Source organism: Burkholderia gladioli, assembly GCF_000959725.1.
GTDB lineage: Bacteria > Pseudomonadota > Gammaproteobacteria > Burkholderiales > Burkholderiaceae > Burkholderia > Burkholderia gladioli.
Genome location: NZ_CP009323.1, coordinates 35,355 through 55,266 on the forward strand (window position 1 = coordinate 35,355; position 19,912 = coordinate 55,266).

General features: G+C 58.2%; 13 protein-coding genes and 4 pseudogenes. 5 read left to right on the forward strand and 12 right to left on the reverse strand.

Features of this window, described 5'->3' with window-relative positions:
• Positions 1-4: 4 nt before the first annotated feature.
• Positions 5-409: a hypothetical protein gene (locus tag BM43_RS17010; protein WP_127841039.1), complete on the reverse strand. Its 405-nt coding sequence runs from the start codon at positions 407-409 to the stop codon at positions 5-7.
• 373 nt (positions 410-782) lie between these two features.
• On the opposite strand from BM43_RS17010, the gene BM43_RS17015 reads away from it, so the two are divergent.
• From BM43_RS17015 to BM43_RS38950, 3 genes are all read left to right on the forward strand, one after another.
• Positions 783-2,651, forward strand: coding sequence for an alpha/beta hydrolase family protein (locus BM43_RS17015; protein ID WP_042284813.1), 1,869 nt, complete (start codon positions 783-785; stop codon positions 2,649-2,651).
• A 349-nt stretch (positions 2,652-3,000) separates the two neighbouring features.
• On the forward strand, positions 3,001-4,023 hold the full coding sequence (locus BM43_RS17020; RefSeq protein ID WP_036050335.1) for an IS110 family RNA-guided transposase: 1,023 nt from the start codon (positions 3,001-3,003) through the stop codon (positions 4,021-4,023).
• 255 nt (positions 4,024-4,278) lie between these two features.
• Positions 4,279-5,820 carry an IS3 family transposase gene (locus tag BM43_RS38950; protein WP_080742061.1) on the forward strand — a complete coding sequence of 514 codons (1,542 nt, stop codon included), beginning with the start codon at positions 4,279-4,281 and terminating at the stop codon, positions 5,818-5,820.
• 35 nt (positions 5,821-5,855) lie between these two features.
• On the opposite strand, the pseudogene BM43_RS17030 reads toward BM43_RS38950, so the two are convergent.
• The 6 genes and pseudogenes from BM43_RS17030 to BM43_RS38965 form a co-directional block, all read right to left on the reverse strand.
• Positions 5,856-7,013 (reverse strand): annotated as a pseudogene (locus BM43_RS17030) (IS1182 family transposase); the annotation flags it as partial.
• 89 nt (positions 7,014-7,102) lie between these two features.
• A complete protein-coding gene (locus BM43_RS42000; RefSeq protein WP_208453391.1) occupies positions 7,103-8,038 on the reverse strand; it encodes a bifunctional GNAT family N-acetyltransferase/NUDIX hydrolase in 936 nt (311 codons plus the stop codon).
• Positions 8,039-8,279: 241 nt separating this feature from the next.
• Positions 8,280-9,083, reverse strand: coding sequence for a lipid II flippase Amj family protein (locus tag BM43_RS17040; protein ID WP_036050320.1), 804 nt, complete (start codon positions 9,081-9,083; stop codon positions 8,280-8,282).
• A 725-nt stretch (positions 9,084-9,808) separates the two neighbouring features.
• Positions 9,809-10,708, reverse strand: coding sequence for an MBL fold metallo-hydrolase (locus BM43_RS17050; RefSeq protein ID WP_042284815.1), 900 nt, complete (start codon positions 10,706-10,708; stop codon positions 9,809-9,811).
• 83 nt (positions 10,709-10,791) lie between these two features.
• A pseudogene (locus BM43_RS17055) lies at positions 10,792-11,967 on the reverse strand (cysteine desulfurase family protein); the annotation flags it as partial.
• A 244-nt stretch (positions 11,968-12,211) separates the two neighbouring features.
• Positions 12,212-13,237 (reverse strand): tyrosine-type recombinase/integrase, encoded by a 1,026-nt coding sequence (locus tag BM43_RS38965; protein WP_080742064.1) that lies wholly within the window; start codon positions 13,235-13,237, stop codon positions 12,212-12,214.
• A 164-nt stretch (positions 13,238-13,401) separates the two neighbouring features.
• Here BM43_RS38965 and BM43_RS38970 point away from each other — a divergent pair.
• Positions 13,402-13,878, forward strand: a pseudogene (locus tag BM43_RS38970) (transposase); the annotation flags it as partial.
• 260 nt (positions 13,879-14,138) lie between these two features.
• On the opposite strand, the gene BM43_RS17065 reads toward BM43_RS38970, so the two are convergent.
• Together BM43_RS17065 and hisD are read right to left on the reverse strand one after the other, a co-directional pair.
• Positions 14,139-14,900 (reverse strand): SDR family NAD(P)-dependent oxidoreductase, encoded by a 762-nt coding sequence (locus BM43_RS17065; protein WP_036050311.1) that lies wholly within the window; start codon positions 14,898-14,900, stop codon positions 14,139-14,141.
• A gap of 242 nt (positions 14,901-15,142) precedes the next feature.
• Entirely contained in the window at positions 15,143-16,456 is a 1,314-nt protein-coding gene (hisD, locus tag BM43_RS17070) for a histidinol dehydrogenase (RefSeq protein ID WP_036050308.1), read from the reverse strand.
• A 208-nt stretch (positions 16,457-16,664) separates the two neighbouring features.
• On the opposite strand from hisD, the gene BM43_RS38975 reads away from it, so the two are divergent.
• Complete coding sequence (locus BM43_RS38975; RefSeq protein ID WP_227742938.1) at positions 16,665-17,681, forward strand: LacI family DNA-binding transcriptional regulator; 1,017 nt, start codon at positions 16,665-16,667, stop codon at positions 17,679-17,681.
• Between the two features lie 67 nt (positions 17,682-17,748).
• On the opposite strand, the pseudogene BM43_RS42725 reads toward BM43_RS38975, so the two are convergent.
• The 3 genes and pseudogenes from BM43_RS42725 to BM43_RS17080 form a co-directional block, all read right to left on the reverse strand.
• Positions 17,749-17,889: pseudogene (locus BM43_RS42725) on the reverse strand (IS3-like element ISBvi4 family transposase); the annotation flags it as partial.
• Between the two features lie 272 nt (positions 17,890-18,161).
• Complete coding sequence (locus BM43_RS40535; RefSeq protein ID WP_127841038.1) at positions 18,162-18,341, reverse strand: hypothetical protein; 180 nt, start codon at positions 18,339-18,341, stop codon at positions 18,162-18,164.
• A 232-nt stretch (positions 18,342-18,573) separates the two neighbouring features.
• Positions 18,574-18,783 (reverse strand): hypothetical protein, encoded by a 210-nt coding sequence (locus BM43_RS17080; protein WP_036050305.1) that lies wholly within the window; start codon positions 18,781-18,783, stop codon positions 18,574-18,576.
• Positions 18,784-19,912: the final 1,129 nt, after the last annotated feature.

Genomic DNA, 19,912 nt, shown 5'->3' on the forward strand with positions numbered 1-19,912 from the left:
GCGTTTAGAAGTTTCCGACCAGGGAGGCCTTGTAGGCCTGAAAGTTCGACTTTTGTTGCCGGTATTGCGCTCGAAGCGAAGCGGCCTGAGCGGCGTCGCCCGCCAGCGCAGCGGCTTCCGCCTGCGCCCACGTTTGTCGCAGCTCGGACTGCTTCGGCTCGAGGATCGGCTGGGCCGCAGTCTTGAGCTGAATGATATCCTGATCCAGCTTTAGCCGGGCAGTAACGTACTGTTGCTCCGACGACGCATTTTGCGTATCCGTGATCTGCCGCGCGACGGTCCGAAGATTGGCTGTATCCTGGACGACCTGGGCGCGCAGTGCCGCTATATTGGCAGGCACTTGTTGAGCCAGAGAGACTGCTGGAAGTGCAGCAAGAAGTGAAAGGACGCAGGCCGTCGTATAACGCATGATTATTTTCCTTCGGGTTCGTGAGAATCTGCGCAAACGGCGCAGGGGAACTTCGATCCACAGCGTTACTTCATCAGGCAAAAATTTCGGCGGAGCAAGCGAGCAGACTAACGGCAAACAATATTTACAGCCCTTTTAAATGTGGTAATTTTTCAATTACCCGTGACGACATAATAACCTGGCCCAATAAGCTGTCAAGAAAATAGATATCGGCGTAACAAATACGACGAAACTCTTACGCAACGGATTATTCCGGCAATAACTGAAAGATTCGATCGCCTGTTTTGTAATCCACGCCTCAACTGAGGTGTTTTAGCGCCACAGGAAAATGTGTTTTATGCATCCGACATAATCGGCTAACCAAGGACAGTGCATGCATCGCAATCGGAGAGGAATAAGTGCCAGGCAATATCGTGCGGAAGATTTTTTTAAAGACGCATCCGCCGCAAATTTCGCCTTGTCACCGGACGGAAAGCGGATTGCTTATCTGGCTGCGGACGGACAGGGCCTTGGCCTGTTCGTCCGGGAGCTACGCGGGGAGAAGGTGCATGGTCCAACCAGACGTCTGGCAGACCCGCGACGGCATACAGTGCTGGACTTCGTCTGGAAAGACGACACGCACCTATTGATGTCATGCGATCGACAAGGAAGCGAGAACTATCACATCTATTACGTGGACGTGCACGCCGACGCCGGACCCGTCGACTTGACACCGGGAGAAAACACACACTCGGTTATAGTGAACGTGCTCAAAGACACACCTTCCTCTGTGTTGGTCGCGCATAACCAACGCACTGCGCACCTGCTAGATGTCTACAGGGTCGATGTGTCCACCGGCGCCTCCACCCTCCTGGCGCTCAATCCAGGCAATATCGTGAGTTGGTTCGCGGATGCGGACGGCAATGTCCGACTTGCGCAGTCCTCGGGTGATGCTGCCAGCCTGCATTACCGGAACGATCCAGGTAGTGAGTTCCGCCAGATCGCAACGCTCCGGTTCGACGAAATTGTCGTCCCCATAGCCTTCGTGCCCGGCATGCCGGACCATGCCTACGTTCTGTCGAACCGGCATAGAGATACACTCGCCCTCTACCAATTTGACCTCGAGGCCGGCGTGGAATCGCGCTTCGTGTACGGAAGAAACGACGTCGATCTAGGCGGCGTCCTATGGTCCGATGTTCGTCAGGAGATCCTGGGTGTAACCTGGACAGATACCAGGTTCCGCTGTGAATTCTTCGACCCGGAACGGCACCACATGCAGATGGCGTTGGAGGCCGCGCTGCCAGACCATCAAATCGTCGTGAAAGGCGGCTCCGCGGATGAATCGCTCTTCGTCGTCTCCGCAGCCAGCGACAGGAATCCTGAACATCATTATCTATACCGCCGCAGTGAAAACCGACTCGTATCGCTTGGCAGCACATTGCCGCATCTGCGCCCGGAAGACATGGCCTCAATGGAACCTGTCCGCTTCGCAGCACACGACGGTCTCACGATACATGGCTATTTGAGCCGCCCCGCTCCGCTACTGCAGCGCCCGATCAGCATGCCGTCGCTGATTGTCTTCCCACACGGAGGGCCATGGGCTCGCGACGTATGGGGATTCAACCGGATCGTGCAGTGGCTTGCCAACCAGGGCTTTGCGGTACTCCAGATTAACTTTCGGGGGTCAACCGGCTACGGAAAGCACTTTTGGCGTGCCGGCTTCAGGCAATGGGGCAACGGCATACAACGGGATATTGAAGCCGCCGTGCAGTGGGCTGTCGAAAAAGGCGTGGCGCCGTTGAACCGGATCGGCATCTTCGGTTTCAGCTTCGGTGGCTACAGCGCGCTCATGCAGATCGCGCGAAACCCTGCCTTGTACCGCTGTGCGGTCGATTATGCTGGCCCCACTGATCTGCCTTCCTTTCTTCAGTCCATACCCGCAACATGGGAGCCAATGCGTGAAGCCTTGTATGAAATGATCGGCGACCCTCGCGACGAAAGGGGAAAGGCTGAACTGGATCGCGCATCGCCTCTTCACTGTGTCTATGACATTCGCACGCCGCTGCTGGTGGCGCACGGCGCTGACGATCCGCGAGTCAACGTATCGGAAAGCGAACAGATCGCATTCGAACTGAAAAAGCGGGGCGCGCCCGTGGAGCTGTTCGTTTGTGCCGACGAGGGTCATGGGTTCACTCGTCCTCACAACCAGATCGATTTTTATGAGCATGCGGAACGGTTCTTTCGGAAATGGTTCGGCCCATAAGCGAGCGCCACCAGCCACAGGTGTGAAAGAATGTGCGCCGGTCGAGACGGCGCGTTTGTCTCTGACAAGTGAACGGCCGTTCACGGACTGGAACCGACGCATGAACGTCGGACCGACGACGATTTTGAACGGCGGCTTGTGGCCGCACAGAGCCCCATGCCAACGGCGGACGATCGCCTCAGGTACGGGCCTTCATGCGAGAGGCATGCATCGACCCAGATGGAATGGACACCGTCCTCCCTTCGGGGACGCAGGGTCCAGCAGGAACGCGGAGGCCCTCCAAAACCGAACGGCATCAATGTGCCAGAGTGGAGTTTCGACACGTCCACTTGAGGAACGGAGGGCCCAAATGAATGCTACGACATACGGACTGGATGTTGCAAAGCAGATTTTCCAGATGTACTGGGTCGACGCGCAAACCGGTGAGATTGCCAATCGGCGCTTTCGACGCGACGAGCTGATCGCGTTTCTGGCGAAGCGGCCTGCGGGTCGTGTGGCGCTTGAAGCATGCGGCAGCGCGCACTGGTGGGCCCGCAAGATCAAGGCACTCGGGCACGAGGTGGTGCTGTTGCATGCGAAGTTCATCCGACCGTTTGTCCAGACGAACAAGACCGACGCGGCGGATGCGCGGGCAATCTGGACGGCGGTACAGCAGCCGGGGATGCGAACGGTAGCGGCAAAGACGGAAGACCAGCAGGCGATGCTCGGCCTTCACCGTATGCGCTCGCTGCTGATCAAGTTCCGCACCATGCAGGTGAATCAGTTACGAGGGCTCGTCTACGAGTTCGGTGTGTCATTCCGGGCCGGACGCGTGGCCGGCCTCACCGAAATGCGGGCCCGCATGGCAGAGCTCGAGGATGCGCTGCCGGGAACCATGTTCAGCAGTCTGCACGACCAGTTGAGACGCATCGACGGGATCGAGCAGGATATCGACCACCTTGAGAAGCAGATAAGTGGCTGGCACAAGCAGGAAGCTGCATGCCGGGCAATCGCGGAAGTGCCAGGCATCGGCAGGCTTACCGCGACTGCGCTGGTCGCTACGATTGGGGATGCAAAAACGTTCAGGTCGGGGCGCGAGTTTGCCTCGTTCCTCGGGCTGGTGCCCAGGCAAAGCGGCACCGGCGGCAAGATCCGGCTGGGATCGATCTCCCGGCGAGGTGATCCGTATCTGCGCACGCTGTTGATCCACGGCGCGCGCTCGGCGATGTGTCACGCCAAAGTGCCGACTACATGGCAGAAGGCGATCCAGGAGCGACGACCAGCGAATGTTGCGGCGGTGGCCCTCGCCAACAAGATGGCACGCACCGCATGGGCCATTCTGGCCCACGGCAAGACGTACGAGAAGAACCACGTCAGCGTGAAACCCGCTTAGCAGATGAGCAAAGAAAGACGAGGTGAAGTGCCGATAGGTTGCTGAGGTTGATTAACATGTGATGGCGAAACAGGTCGGACCGCAGGAACATAACCCTGAACACAGCCTTGCGCTTAAAAGTGCGTGGCCCAGATGAGGATGTTCCCGGCGAATTCCATCAGGGCCCGCGGGCTTCGGCTTGCACTACAGGCCGGATATAAGACCGCAGCCGATACGGGGGTGCGGACAAAAACTTGGACTACCTGGAGGTAGTTCATGTACTCGTACGAAGACCGTCTTCGAGCGGTCCGGCTTTACCTAGAGTTGGGAAAGCGCATCAGGGCGACCATCAGACGGCTGGGTTACCCGACAAAGAATGCCTTGAAAGCCTGGCATCGCGAATACGAGGAGTGTCATGAACTACGGATTGGTTATGTTCGCGCGACGCCAAGGTATTCGGACGAACAGAAACAAGCTGCCGTTGATCACTATTTAAGCCATGACCGATGTGCTGCTGCTACGTTGAGGGCTTTGGGCTATCCGAGTCGCGGAACGCTCGCGGCCTGGATTGAAGAACGGTGCCCCAAGACTGGCAAGCGTGTTGTCGGCAGGGTGGCTGGCAGCGTTCCGGCATCGCGGGAGGCTAGGCAGGTGGCAGTCATCGAGCTGTGCACGAGAGAGGAAAGCGCACGCTTGGTCGCCGAGAAAGCGGGCGTAAGCAGGCCGATGCTGTACAACTGGAAGAACCAGCTACTCGGTCGAGAGGTCCCAGCATCTATGAAACGCCAGAAGAAGCCAGCGCCGGATCATGAACGTGAGGAGCTGGAGCAGCAGGTCGAATCGCTTCGACGCGATATACGGAAGTTGGAGCTCGAGCGCGACCGCCTCAAGAAGGCGAACGAACTGGTAAAAAAAGGAATGGGCATCGACCTGCAACTCCTGAGCAACCAGGAGAAGACGATGCTGGTTGATGCCCTGAAACAAACCTATTCTTTGCCGGAATTGTTAGCCGTCTTGGGGCTTGCTCGCAGTTCCTACTTCTATCACCGTGCACGTCGGCTCGTCGCTGACAGGCATGCCGGTGCGCGTCGCGTCATCGCAGACATCTTCGAGCGCAATCACCGCTGTTACGGCTATCGTCGAATCCGCGCAGCCTTGATAAGGCACCAACTGCTCATCTCGGAGAAAGTGGTGCGACGCTTGATGCGACAGGAAGGTCTGATCGCAGCCACGACCAGACGACGTCGCTATGGCTCCTACCGTGGGGAAATAAGCCCTGCGCCGGAGAATCTTATCAATCGAGATTTCCGTGCAGCCGCCCCGAATCGGAAATGGCTGACCGACATTACCGAATTCCAGATCCCGGCAGGCAAGGTCTATCTGTCGCCGGTGATCGACTGCTTTGACGGTCTCGTCGTTAGCTGGTCAATCAGCACGCGGCCAGATGCTGAACTCGTCAATACCATGCTGGATTCAGCGATCGAATCGGTGGCTGATTGCGATGAGCGACCCGTAGTGCACTCCGACCGCGGTGCCCATTATCGCTGGCCGGGATGGCTATCGCGAATGAGCGATGCCAGGCTGATTCGGTCGATGTCACGCAAAGGATGCTCGCCCGATAACGCAGCATGTGAAGGCTTCTTCGGGCGACTCAAGACGGAAATGTTCTATCCTCGTAACTGGCGAGCTTCGACCGTTGACGAATTTATCGAGGCTCTCGACTCCTACATCCGGTGGTACAACGCAACGCGGATCAAGGTCTCGCTCGGCTCTCTTAGTCCGATCGAATACCGGCAAAGTCTTGGAATCGCGGCATAAATCAGTCCAAGAATTTAGCCGCACCCCCGAGCCCGAGTGCACTGTGACTTCATTTGGCATTGCGAACAGGCGCTGCTCCAGTATCGATGTAGCTGCATCCCGTGTTCCTCGCTGGTGTATCGGTAAATTGCCCGCTCTCCAGCTGGACATTGGTATTCGTCGTCCCGCGCAATGTAAATGAAGTCTGCCTTGTCGAACCGGCCATGGTATTTCGCACCTGATGTTGTCGGCTTCGGCAGCATGACCGCAATCCCCGCATCGGCACACTCCTTGATCTGAGTCCCGGTGTAGTAGCCACGATCGGCGACTGCCCGCAGTCTGGTCTTACCCATCGCGTCGCGCGCAGCTTTTGCCATGGGGCTAAGCTGCGCCCGGTCACTGCCAGAGTTTGTGACCTCGTGAGCCACGATGAGGTGGTGTTTGGCGTCAACGGCCACCTGGACGTTGTAGCCCACCATTCCCGAGCCTTTGCCGCTCGTCGCCATGGAGCGCGCGTCGGGATCAGTCATCGAGAGTTGGCCATCAGGCTGCGTCTTGAGTTGCTCCTTGATCTGATCGAGGTTCCGCATCTGCTCGCGTAAGCGCGCGATCTTGTCTTGCAATCGAGTCGTCTTCGCTTCGAGTTCCGCGGGTTGCGTACGATCGGCAGTCTCCAGCGCGTTCAGATACCGCTGGATGCTCTCCTCAATCTGCCTTTGGCGCTTGTCGACCTTACCCTCGGTGAAGTTGCGATCGCGCGTATTGACTGCCTTGAACTTGCTACTGTCAATGGCGACCAGCGCTTGCGAGAACAGCTTCAGCTCACGGCAGAGCATCACGAAGCGGCGACACACGTTGCGAATGCCGACGCCGTTGTCACGACGAAAGTCGGCTATGGTCTTGAAGTCTGGAGCCAGTCGGCCCGTAAGCCACATCAACTCAACATTGCGTTGGCATTCACGTTCCAGGCGACGGCTCGATTGAACCCGGTTCAGGTAGCCGTAGATATAGATCTTCAGCAGCACTGCTGGATGATAGGACGGGCGACCCGTAGTCGACGGGATTGCTCCATCGAACCCCACTGATGCAAGGTCAAGCTCTTCTACAAACGCCTCGATAATCCTGACCGGGTTGTCCTCGGCGACGAAGTCATCGAGGCATTCTGGAAGCAGCGTCACCTGCTTGCGATCTTCACCTTCTATGAATCGCTTCATCCGGTCACCCATGCTGAATGAGTTAATCCAGTTTAGGTGACCAGGGTGTTTTCACACAAGCTCGACCCATTCCGGTCGTCTGGTTTACTTCATAGCGGACGTTCAGCGCCGAAAACTCCAGCGTTATCGAGCATCTGAACTAGTCCTTCAGGATAGACAGTCTCGGTGGTGCTGGACAGCTCTTCCCGGCTCCACCATTTATGGTCTGCCATTACTTCCATCTCTTCCGCAGTCCAACTGTCACGTGAGATGGATTCCGCATCGGCATAGATCACGAAGTAGAGTTCGACGGGGAGCACGTGCTCGCCGTCAGGTAACTGCAAGGGCACTTGGCGTCGTCCGACCGGTTTCGATACCTGCGCCGCGCAAATGCCCGTCTCTTCACGGAATTCTCGTATCGCCGCGTCCTCAAACGTCTCACCATCCTCGACGCCACCGCCCGGCGTCGCCCAGTAGGCCTTTCCAGCAAGCGCCCCAGACCGATGCACAAAACGGAACAACAAGACGCGCCGTTCTGAAGTGGTAATCAGCAGCCTGGCTGAAGGCCGCTCGCGCATTGGGTTCACCGGCTTTTCGTACAGTGAATCCATATAGTCGGTCGACTCAGGCATCGGCTTGGTTCCCACCCGCACGAAACCAAGCGACTCATAGTAGGCACAGAGCCTGGTGTTTCTCGCGTCGCAGCCGAGTCGGACAAAACGGCGGTTCAGAATTCTGACTTGATTGGCGCACCAATCAATGATGAAACTGCCTAGTCCACGGCCGTTAAAACCCTTTCGCACGCAAAGTCCATGCACATAGCCGGCGATTGGTTCTTGAGGTCCCCAGTACGTTTCATCATCCCAATCTAGAGAGAACGTCGCCACTGGTATGCCGTCGTCAGCGACAAGATACACCGCCCTTCGCGAAAAACTGTTCAGCACCCACCTTTTGGAAAAGCCGTCTCCTTCTTTACCCCAGGCATAGTCGCCATGTGCAACCTTATTCGCATGCGCGTCGTTCCGGATCTGCGTGACCACGGTCACATCATCTGCTGTTACGCGACGGACGCATCTTACGATCATCGTTCGGGTCCGTTCGTTTGTTGGGTCATCAACTCGACCGCCGTAGAGCTCCTCGTGCCGCTCTTTGGCCTCATGGTCCGCACGCCGAACGGCGGAGACTGGCCCAGTCTGTGCCTAAGGGGTGCGGCGCTGATAAGACAAAAGCCGCCGTCCTACACCCCATCAGCGGTCAGTCACAGGGTGTCGGGCCGGCACATTGGTTTTATATCGTTTCGGCGACGCGGACGATAGTCAACGCGGCCGGTACCAGCATTATCTGTGCACATAAGGTCCCAAGAACTCGCGCTCCAGCAAGAGTGGTGATAGCTCGCCGAAAGCTATTCTCGGAGTTCCGGCCCTCGATCACGTCGTCCGTCATGACGGAAACCTGCGGGTCAATGACCACTGCTAACACCACCGTCGCAAAGCCATTGATCACCGATGAAAGATTGGCGCACGTTACACGCAAATCTGGCTTCAGATATCCAGCGTAGAGCAACGCGAAAACGCCGACAGTCCAAATGGCCATCGCGAACACGTTGAGAACTATCACCGTACCGGAGACCCCCGCACCGCTCGCTAGCTGTGAAATGTTCTGGCGAGACGGAACGCGCGCACCGTCGCGCAGATAGGCGATGCCGCCACGGCTGAATATGTGGAGCATGAGGCGCGGCAACGAGCGATTAGCCTGAAAGTGCTCGACAGCACGACTGAAATATCGCTGAAACGTCGGGATCAGGAGTGCGCCGACTACGCTCGCCACAGTGGCCGTGACCAGGAAGAGACGGAAATCACCGAGGAGCCGATCGTCAAGATGTCGGGCGATATCAAGCTCGACGCGCTTAGCTATGAATGGCCCTTGGAAGGAGTTCGCGGTTCGTGAGACAAGGGCGATGATGCCGAACAGAGAGAACGACACAGCTATACGCCGCGTGCGGACGCCGGCGATTCGTACCGCGTAGGCCAGCGTTGCGATAACGTGGATTACAAACGTAAGTCCGCAGATGATGAAAAGCTGGGCGTCCATGAGATCGCGAGGAGGCTGGGAAGAAATATAAGTCTAGCGGAGCGAGGCTGCCGTAGCGGCGGCCAGAAACACGACGATTCATCTCGAACGCCCGCGAGCAGCCGCACGCGGTATCGTAATGCCGTCAGCATGACTCGACCTACCTCATGCTCAACGATTCAACTTACTGGAGAAGTCAACGAGAGGTGCTGCATGATTGCTTCGACAGCCTGCTCAATCGAAGATTCTGCCGTGTCGACGACGAGGCGGGGAAGGTCCCACTGCTCGTATTGGCGTTCCCGCACGTTTTGCCATGTCGGCAACTGAAGGCCTAGAATGTCGGCCTCTCGCCCCTCGACCCTATGCCGGTGCATTGCGGCATCATAATAACGACATTGCATAAATATTTCGTCCGGCCGCCTAGGCCCACGAGCAGGGCATAGCGTCCCCAAGCGCCTTGACCAAAACTTGACCAAAGTAGGCAGAAGTTGACCGAAAAAGATCAAAAAGCGCAGCCGATTAGTGGATGGCCACCGATGCAAGTCATTGATTTTACTGCGCTTTAATTTTTACCTATTGGCTGGAAGCGGGACTCCCCATCCGGTGGATTGCAGACGATCGCGCGCACGCCGCTGGCCGCGATCTCGCGGATATCCGTCTCCGATATTTGCGGCGCTACGTAATAGGCCGCAGACATTCTTATCGCTTTCATAATGGTTCGACAAAGCCGCGGGAATGGTCGCTGCCTACGCCGCATCGACCGGAATCTTGATGTACGACACACCGTTGTTCTCGGGCGGCGGCAAATACCCTGCCCGCATGTTCACCTGCACCGACGGCAACATTAGCGCGGGCATGGCCAGTGTTCTGTCGCGCGCTTCACGCATCGCGACGAAGCTGTCCTCGCCGATGCCACCGGCGAGATGAATGTTGTGCGTGAATTCGTCGGCCACCGTGCTGGCGAACTGGACGGAGCGGCCAGCGGGGCAATAGTCGTGGCACATGTACAGCGCGGTCTGCGGCGGCAGGCTCAGCACCCGATGTATGGACCGGTAGAGCGTTCTCGCATCGCCGCCGGGAAAATCGCAGCGCGCGGTGCCGTAGTCGGGCATGAACAGCGTGTCGCCGACAAACGCAGCCGATGCACCGGCGCACTCGACCACATAAGTGACGCAGGCCGGTGTATGGCCCGGCGTATGCATCACCTTCACCGTCAGCGCGCCGACCTGAAGCGTATCGCCATCGTCGAGCAGACGGTCGAACTGCGCACCGTTACGCGCGAAATCCGGTCCCGCATTGAATACCTGACCGAAGATGTGCTGTACGTCTGTCACATTCGCGCCGATCGCAATCTCCCCGCCGAGGGTCGATTTCAAATACGGCGCCGCCGACAGATGATCCGCATGAACATGCGTCTCCAGCAGCCACACCACTTTCGCATTCAGTTGCATCACGCGCGCGATCAGCCGATCGGCCGTTTGCCTGCCGGTTCTTCCCGACTTTTGCTCGTAATCGAGCACGCTGTCGATCAACGCGCACTGCAGCGTTTGCGGATCGAGAAGGAGATAGCTGATCGTGCTGGTGGCCGGATCAAAAAACCCTTCCACGCTGAATGATTCATGGTCGAAGACTTGCAGATGGGTCATTGTTCGAATCGATGGCTCTGGCCGAGATGGAACGGCGGTGCTGAGCCGTTACCACCATTCCACGTTGTCATGCGTTGTCAGGCGTTTGCCGTGGTTCGTCCGCCGACTGATTCCTGACATTGGCCGATAACGTTGCGAAAGCACTCCACTGCAAAGTCGGCATCGGCCTGCGTCGTGAACCGACCGAGGCTCAAGCGGATGGTCCGCGCCGCAGCGCCTTCGTCGAGTCCGAGAGCGGTCAGCACGTGCGATGGGCCGCCCGCAGCCGAATTGCATGCGGATGTCGACGAGACCGCGATGTCGCCCGTCAGCATGAAACTGAAGAAGTTCCGCAAATCCAGCGTCAGACTCAGCGTATGGGGAATGCGATTCGCACCGGCAGCGTTGTGCGAGACGACGCCCGAGGCCAGCAGTTCGCCGAGCACGCGCTCGCTGAGCGCCGCGATTCGCGCATTATCGGCTGCCATCCCGTTCTTCGCGAGTTCGCACGCGGCGCCCATTCCAACGATCTGATGCGTCGGCAAGGTGCCCGAGCGCAGCCCCAGTTCATGACCGCCACCGTGTATCTGACACGCAATGAGATCGCGCGATGCCCCGTTGATATACAGCGCGCCGATACCCTTGGGGCCGTAAACCTTGTGCGCCGACATCGACATCATGTCGATACCCATTGCGTTGACGTCGATCGGCGTCTTGCCGAGCGCCTGTGCTGCATCGACATGCAGCAACGCGCCCGCGTCGTGCACGAGGCGGGAAATCGTGGCAATCGAGGTCAACGTGCCGAGTTCGTTATTGACGAGCATCAACGAGACGAGCCCGGTGTTCTCGCGAAGCGCGGCGGCGACCGAATCGGGCGAGATCTCTCCGTTGGCGGCGGGTTTCACGTAGGTCACATCGACACCCCGGCGTTCGAGGTGAGCCGCCGTGTCGAGAATCGCCTTGTGTTCGAGCTGGCTGGTCACGAGGTGCAGGCCGGCCGGCGCGAGATCCGCGAGGCCTTTGAGTGCGAGATTGTTCGATTCGGTCGCGCCGGATGTCCAGACGATGTCGGACGGCTGCGCGCCAATCAACTCTGCCACTTGCCTTCGCGCCTGCTCGACCAGGTCGCGCGCATGCAATCCGGCCGCGTGCGAGCTCGATGCGGGATTGCCGAATACACCTGCTTCGCCCATGCAGCCGAACATCGCTTCGATAACTCTGGGATCGGCCGGCGTGGTGGCGGCGTAATCGAAATAGCGAAGATTCCCGGTTTTGCTCATGTGGTCACTGTCCTTATCAATGACCGGAAATGCTACGCTGCCAGCGCTAAAAATTGCTTCTAAAATTCTCGCCACAACCGCAGAACCGTGACATCCGATTCCGGAATTCGCGCAAACGGGAGAATACATTTCCCCTCGCGCCAGTCCTCGACATCCTCCGCGCTGGCGGTGCAACAAGATCGCTAATAAGATGCCGGTTTTTATTGTCGTGTCATCTGGCATGTAAGGCAAATCAACACGCACGTTAATGAGGCCCGCGCGAAGCGGCGGCAGCCACCGCGTCTGTAATACCGACGGACGAGAGTGCGCGGTGAGGGGCCCGTGTACGTACAAACACGGTGCGGCCCTGCGCGGTATCGGGTCGACCGCGTTGAAGATACGCTGCCAACGCTTCGCCGACATCCGCAGGCAAAGGAAGGCGTTCAAGACGCCGACCTTTGCCTCTGACGACGAACTCACCTGTGCGCCAGTCGATGTCGTCAAGATTGAGCATACGTACCTCGCCAGCACGCAAGCCCAGACGCGCGAGTAACATCAGGACTGCGAAATCGCGACAGCCGCTACCGGTGCACCGATCGCAGGCTGCGAGTAATCGTTCCACATCGCATGGCTCCAGTGCGCGTGGCAACCCGGCCAAGCTCCATCCTGCAACCGACGGGACTGCTGTGTCCAGCCGCTGCGCTATCAGCCCCTCCATGTGCAAGTAGATCAGTAATGAACGTAGTGCGGTAACCGCGAGCTTCGCTGAACCTATAGAGCGTCCGCGGCTAGCCGTGAGCACAAATCTGTTCAGGTGCTCTTGCCGCAAGTCCGTCCAGTCGAGTTCGTCGCTCACAACTCTGTCCGTAACAAGCGGGCGTACCATATCTACATATCCACGAGCGCTGGTGGCGACAAGCCCTCGCATATCGAGCAGATATTTGTGATAGCGAGCAAGCAGTGCCTCGTCAGGACCCGACACTGCTGATTCGGTTGCCACGTCGACTCCAACGCTATCAAGGTAGCCGACCAGCGGCGTCAGCGCTTTGCGTGAGAGCCACAACGTGTAGCCCTGTGCGCGTCGCGCATCCAAGAATTCATTCAGTACCGACGCGGAGATCGCCGTCGCATCCAGCCGTTTGGAGGCGAGCCACCGGCTCAGATGTGCAAAAAGCTGGAGTTGATTCGCCGCGGCATTGGGGCGGTAACCTTGTTTGCGTAACTCGGCGGCGAAGCCGTCTGCGAATGCGGCAAGAGGCCCGGTTATCCGAACCCGAGATGGATCTGACATGAGTTGTCTCCGTCTCCAAGTGGTGGAGAAGAAAGCATCGCTCAACTAGGCGCGATTATGCCGACGTCCACTGCGCGCTCACCACCAACGACGCGGCATCCCCACTCCACATCGGCCTAATCCGGAATTCAGAGTAATGAAACTTATTCCAGCCTCGGAATAAGTTTCACAAAATGGGCAACGTCCTGAACGCGCTGCCGAAATCGCAGCAAGGCAAAGCTAAAGCAGATCCGCAAGCGATATGGATGGCCGCGACGCGCGCCGACGCGCATGCCGCCTTCGATCGGTTCGTGACGATCTATGCGGCAAAGTATCCGAAGACTACTGAGACGTTGAAGAAGGATCGCGAAAGCCTGCTTGCTTTCTACGACTTCCCGGCCGACCACTGGCAGCATTTGCGAACGACAAACGCGATCGAGTCGACGTTCGCGACCGTGCGCCACCGTACTACACGCACGCGCAACTGCGTGTCGCGACCAACCTTCCTGGGTTTGGCATTCAAGGCTGATCGAGGAAGCCGAGAAAACATGGCGGCGCATCAACGGCCCCGAACAGATCACGCTGTTGCTGGAAGGCATGCCTTCAAGGACGGCGAACCGGTGCAAGACGATCAACCCGGTCAGCAGAAACTCGCCGCCTGACGTCGCCGTTCATCGACCGCTCATACACCAGACTTGACCGTATCTCCTACGCTCCCTGTGTTGGCGCGACATCGGCTTATGCGCTCCATTCTTGTCAGATAGCGCACGATCTTCTCACGGTGCAGTCCGAAAAACTTGCGCTGCCAGTAAGGTGGTCGGTCCGTTTGAGTTTTGTAGACAGAGCAATCAGAGTTGGAGCCGCCGACGCGACATCGACCACGGCAGCCTACGTGAATTACGGCGCTTATTAGCCTCATACGCTACGCCGCCGTCCAGCCACCATCGAGCATCAGAGCACTTCCAGTGACAAGCGATGACGCGTCGCACGCCAGAAAAACAATGGCGCCCATCGTTTCTTCGATGCGTCCTACCCGTCCAAGCGCAATTTTCGATGTAACCCAGCTCCTGAACCCTGGTTTTTGAAACATGTTTTCTGTCAAACTCGTCTCGATGAACGTTGGGCACACGGTATTGACCCGGATTCCCTTTGACCCCAGCTCCCACGCGAGCGCTTTTGTCATTCCCTCCATAGCGTGCTTGCTAGCGCAGTAGACGGTTCGCCCTGGACTGCCGGCATGCCCCATCTGCGACGAAACGTTTATCAGAGAACCCTGTTTCCCGGCCTTGAGAAGCCCTTTCACAACCGCCCGGCTAACGTAGAACGCGGCTTTGACGTTCAGCGCAAGAATGGCATCAATGTCTTCATCCGGCACGCTAACAAGCTCCATCGGGCGATTCATTCCGGCGCTATTCACAAGCACATCAAATGGACCTCGCGCTTCGATTACCGCGGAAACCCGTGCTGAATCAGTAACATCGAGGGCGAGAAACTCGCTCACTCCACCCGCGGCATTGATCGCCTCACTTGCGGCTTCGATCTCGGTTGCAGTGCGCGCAACCAGCGTGACGCGGGCACCTGCTTGTGCAAGCGCCGCAGCGGCTGCAAAGCCGATCCCCCTACCCGCACCAGTTACCAGTGCCGTCTTGCCGTCCAGGCGAAACGCCGGTGTGATCGGTACCATTTGGATTCCTGTCTAATGGATTTCTACGTGTGGTCATTGACGCGACTTCACTGCGAGGTTCACGCAGGCGGATTTCGACATGCCAATTACGAGCGCGACATAGCATTTTGTAGTGAAGTTCAATATTCACGTGCGATCGATGTTCTTCCACAAGGTGTTCACTGTGCAAAGTCGATGGAAGCTGCAGCTGGCGCTAGAGCGAGGCCTCATCCTTATCATGAGCTTCTCCTGCTCTTCCACCTTCAGGCTGACACAGCCGTACCGTACGGCACCTCGCGGTGACCGAATCGACGAACACGGATATTTGCCTGCTCACCGTGCGCAATCATGCCTTCGATTGCACACAGCCGCGAGCAGTAGGAACCAATGAGTGCGCTCGCCTCATCGGTCAGTACTTTCTGGTAGGTGCACGTCTTGATGAACTTTCCAACCCACAGCCCGCCGGTATAGCGAGCCGCCTTGCCGGTAGGCAGTGTGTGATTCGTGCCGATGACCTTGTCGCCGAAGGCAACGTTGGTACGTGCGCCCAGAAACAGTGAACCGTAGTTTTTCATGTTCTTCAGGAAGTGGTCCGGGTCGCGCGTCATCACCTGGACGTGCTCTGACGCAATGCGGTTTGCCTCCGACACCATCTCTTCGAGCGTGTCCGCCACAATGACTTCACCGTAATTGCTCCAGGAGACGCCTGCCGTTTTCGCAGTCGGGAGGATCTTCAGCAGACGCTCGACCTCTGCAATCGTGTCTTTGGCCAACCGCGTCGAGTTTGTGAGCAAGACGGCCGGCGTGTTGAAACCGTGCTCGGCCTGGCCGAGGAGGTCCGTCGCACACATCTCGGCGTCGACACTGTCGTCAGCAATGATCAGTGTCTCGGAGGGTCCCGCGATGAGGTCAATGCCGATGCGCCCGAAAAGTTGACGCTTGGCTTCCGCAACGTACGCGTTGCCCGGGCCGACAACCATCGAAACGTTGTCGATCGTCTGGGTGCCGAGAGCCATCGCGGCGATCGCCTGCACGCCGCCGAACGTATAGATTTCGTCAGCGCCACCCAGATGCATCGCCGCTACGACGGCTGGATGCGGTGCCCCGCCCACCGGCGGCGAAGCGGTGATGATGCGGGGAACACCGGCAACCTTGGCCGTCACAACGCCCATATGGGCCGACGCGACAAGCGGGAACTTCCCGCCCGGAACATAACAGGCGACGCTGTCGACCGGCATGTTCCTGTGCCCGAGAACGACGCCCGGCAGCGTTTCGACTTCGATGTCCCGAATCGATTCACGTTGGGCTTGCGCGAAGTTACGGACCTGAGCCTGAGCGAACCTGATGTCGTCGAGCTGTCCCTGGGAGAGTGAGCGGACGCAGCTCGCAATTTCATCTTCGGACAGACGAAAGCTGTCCGGAGACCAGTTGTCAAACTTCTTCGAGAGTTCGACCACCGCCGCGTCACCACGTGCGGCCACATCGGCGAGGATGCCCGAGACAACGTCACGCACTTTAGCGGCGTCCTGCGATGACTCTACGGCGCTTCGGCCGTGCTTGAGGAACTGGATTGCCATTCACATTTCCTTTTTGAAAGAGACCATTGCAGCGCTTTCCCGAAGTGGAAAATTCGGGCTGCAATGGATACAAATGTAACGCAACTTTTTCTGCAAAAACTGTGCAAATGATAGACACTTACCCTGACTCATGTGGCTCTTATGCGGTAGCGTCGCCCATCACCAGTTAAGAACGTTTATGCAAATTAGCGCAAAGAGGATAACAAGCTTGAGAACATCGAAAGTACGTCTGGTGGATGTCGCCGACCGACTGGGTGTTTCCGTGTCGACAGTTTCTCGCTCGCTGGCGGGACATCCCGCGATCAGTAGTCAGACGCGAGATGCCGTGCACGCAGTCGCGGCGGAACTGGGCTACCGTATCCCGTCACAGGGTCGACGGAGGCGCAAGTCAGCGACCAAGTTTATTGGAGTCGTCGTCGGTGCGTTGCACAACCGCTTCATGACGTTGCTACTGACGCATCTTCACGACGCGCTCAGAGAGTTTGATTTTCAGGTAATTCTGATGATCGACTCGATGAATGATCCAGAAAATCTCCTGGCCTTCCGGCCTCTCATCGACGGATACCTTGACGGGATGATATTTGCGACAGCTACACTTGATTCGCCCGTAGTGGAAGAGATGCAGCGGCGGGGGATACCGCTCGTCCTGGTCGTACGGTCGGTTGATGACGTGAGGGTCGACACGGTAGAGATTGACAACGTTCATGCTGGCGCGTTGGCCGTCGAACACCTCCATCAACTTGGACACCGACGCATCGGCCTTGTTATGGGACCACAGAACACATCTACGAGTCGGGACCGTGCAAAGGGCGCGTTGAAATGGCTGCAGGATGCTGGTGTATCGCCAGCATCTGTTCCCGTGATTTATGGCGACTACACAAGCGAGTCTGGCTACTCCAGCGCGATGGCGCTGCTCAATGGCCCAAACCCCGTGACAGCTATCGTGGCGGGGAATGACACGGTTGCTCTCGGCGTCTTCGAGGCCGCTACAAGGCAAGGGATCAATGTTCCGCAAAAGCTGTCGATTATCGGCTTCGACGATATGCCGCTGGCGGGGTCGCCGCTCATCGCTCTTACTTCTATCCGGCAACCTGTCGAAAGTATGGCGCGAACGGCAGCACGGCGAGTCGTAGAACGTATCCGCGCCGTGGGGCTGGGCGCTCCGGCGCACGACGTGTTGCCGATTCAACTGGTGCGTCGGGAAACGACAGGGCCTGTCCGCTAAGCAGATCCGTGAGGCCGGCAAGACACATCCGTCCCTCATCAGTCGCATATACGTGATGTCGCCTGGACCGATTCGGCCCGCTCACTTTGAAGTCCTGGTTCAACAGGTTAGAGGCTACTGGGAGATTGTGCGACGGATTGGTCGTCGCCTTGAACTTGCGCTTTTGCTTGCATCGCTGGCCGATTCGCTCCGACGAACGGCTCCAGCGTGCCATGATCGCCATTCACATCGCCCCCCCCGATGCAGTGCATCGGTCGCCGCCGCGGCGCCCATCCACCTGCCTGAAGCAGCACGGCGAACCCGTCTCACCGCGACAAACTGGTGCGGCACGCGTGAATGCATCGGCCATCGCTTCGAGAGCGGCATGCTGGCGATGTTGGAATTCACGAGTGGCGACGACTTCCTTTGCTGAGATCCTCATTCTCGGCTTTCCCGATTTCGTTGTCCGGGTTCAGCGAGCCATCTCCCGCGGGCAAGGTCCTACATGAATGTCGCCTCGTACTGCCCGAGGACGAGCGCCACCAGCCGGTCGCCGTCCAGCGAGCCGCGCGCCAGATCGAGGTCAATCAGCATCGAAACGGTTCTGAGCGCGCGGCGGTGCTTCTCATCGCTTTCGATGTCATCACGGTCATGGCTTGCCTTCGGAGAGCGTGCTGCCACTGTACTGTCCTGCGGCGGTCGCGATTTACGGGAGATTCGGCACCCGCTTGTCGAGCCAGTCGGACCAGTCCTAGGCACAAACCGATAATTGACGACGAAAAACGGGCGAAGCCAGGTCACTCGAGCCCGGGAGCCTGCTCTTGAGCCGTACAGATACCTGCCACTTCCTCCGAACCGACTCGGCCGCCGGGTGACGGTACCGTCCCTTGTTCGGACCAGCGATCACAGAACGTCAACTGGACCGGTAAATGGCCTTCCAGATCCGCTCCTGCATGCCGCCCGTGAACTGGCGGTGCATCAACGTGCTACATCGGCTGCACTGATAGAGTTCGATTGCCACGACGCCTTCACATTCGCCGACGCCGACCAGCCTCATGCCATTGGCCCCGGCTTGGTCGGCCGAACGCCCCTGAAGCTTGGCACACTCATCGCAGAGTTCCATGTCATCTCCGACCTGTGCCTGAACATACCCGCTGCTGTGCCCGGGGCAAGGGAACAGACCCACATACCCCGACCGGCAAAAAAACCGGGAGGGCCAACCGGGCCAAGGCTCCACTGCCTCCGCGGGTATGCGACATTGCCTCCCTTTGCCTGCTTCGGGCAGTATGGCCAAGGCAGACCGTATCTGGAAATGTGCCGCGCACCAAAAAGAAGAGCCCGCATATCGAGCCGGGCTGAAGCCATGCAAGGGAGCATGGAGGAGACGTGAAAATCATTCTAGGTCGCACTTTCCCGCATTGCAACATGGCAGTGAACGTCAGCGCCGGACGGGTGGGACGCAGCGATTGGGCCCGACCGCGGGACCACAGGATTCCGTTAGAGCGTGTTCGTGCCGCGAAGCCCGCAAGCCGGTCGTGTCGCTGGCAACAATTCGGATTGCGGAACCGAATACCGTTGCCATTCGACGGGCCGCAGACCGTCAACCTACCAGCGTTCTGACCGCGCGTATGGGCGTATCGTGCCAGTGCGACGCGCACCAGCCGGATAGCACTCACGACCGCGACCGCGACACCAGGCATAATCCGTCATTCAGCGCTCATCCGCCTAAGCCCTCGATACTTGTGTCAGTGCGACTAGGCGTCTGGCGCGAAACCGCCAGCCGCATTGCAGCTCTGGAAAGAAACGCGACAATACTGCCCGGGGAGTGTTCCCCGAAGTGCACGGCACGCCCCAACAGCGGTGAGCTCGGCACGCGGGAATACGACGCGGCTACCATCGTCCATACCGCGACTGACCAGCACTGCCATATCCTCGATCTACTATGCCGGGCATGGATTGCCGCTGCGGTCGTGCTTCCGCAAAACGTCCCACGCGTGGACGCGTTTGGCCGGCCCAAGGACTGACCATAACACGCCAAGGCCAGCCCTCTTGCGCACAACCTCGTCCCAAATGAATCAGCAAAGAACGGCATCGGAGAACGCTAGCATCTGGCCAACGGTCGTCCATTTCAATCTGTGTCAGGCGCGGACCCATTGCATTCGCCAGTCAAACATCTATATTTGACAGACGATACTTAGCTCTGGTCCGAGCCTCGGGTGCTGATGGGCGTGTCCGACGCCGTACTCCGAGCG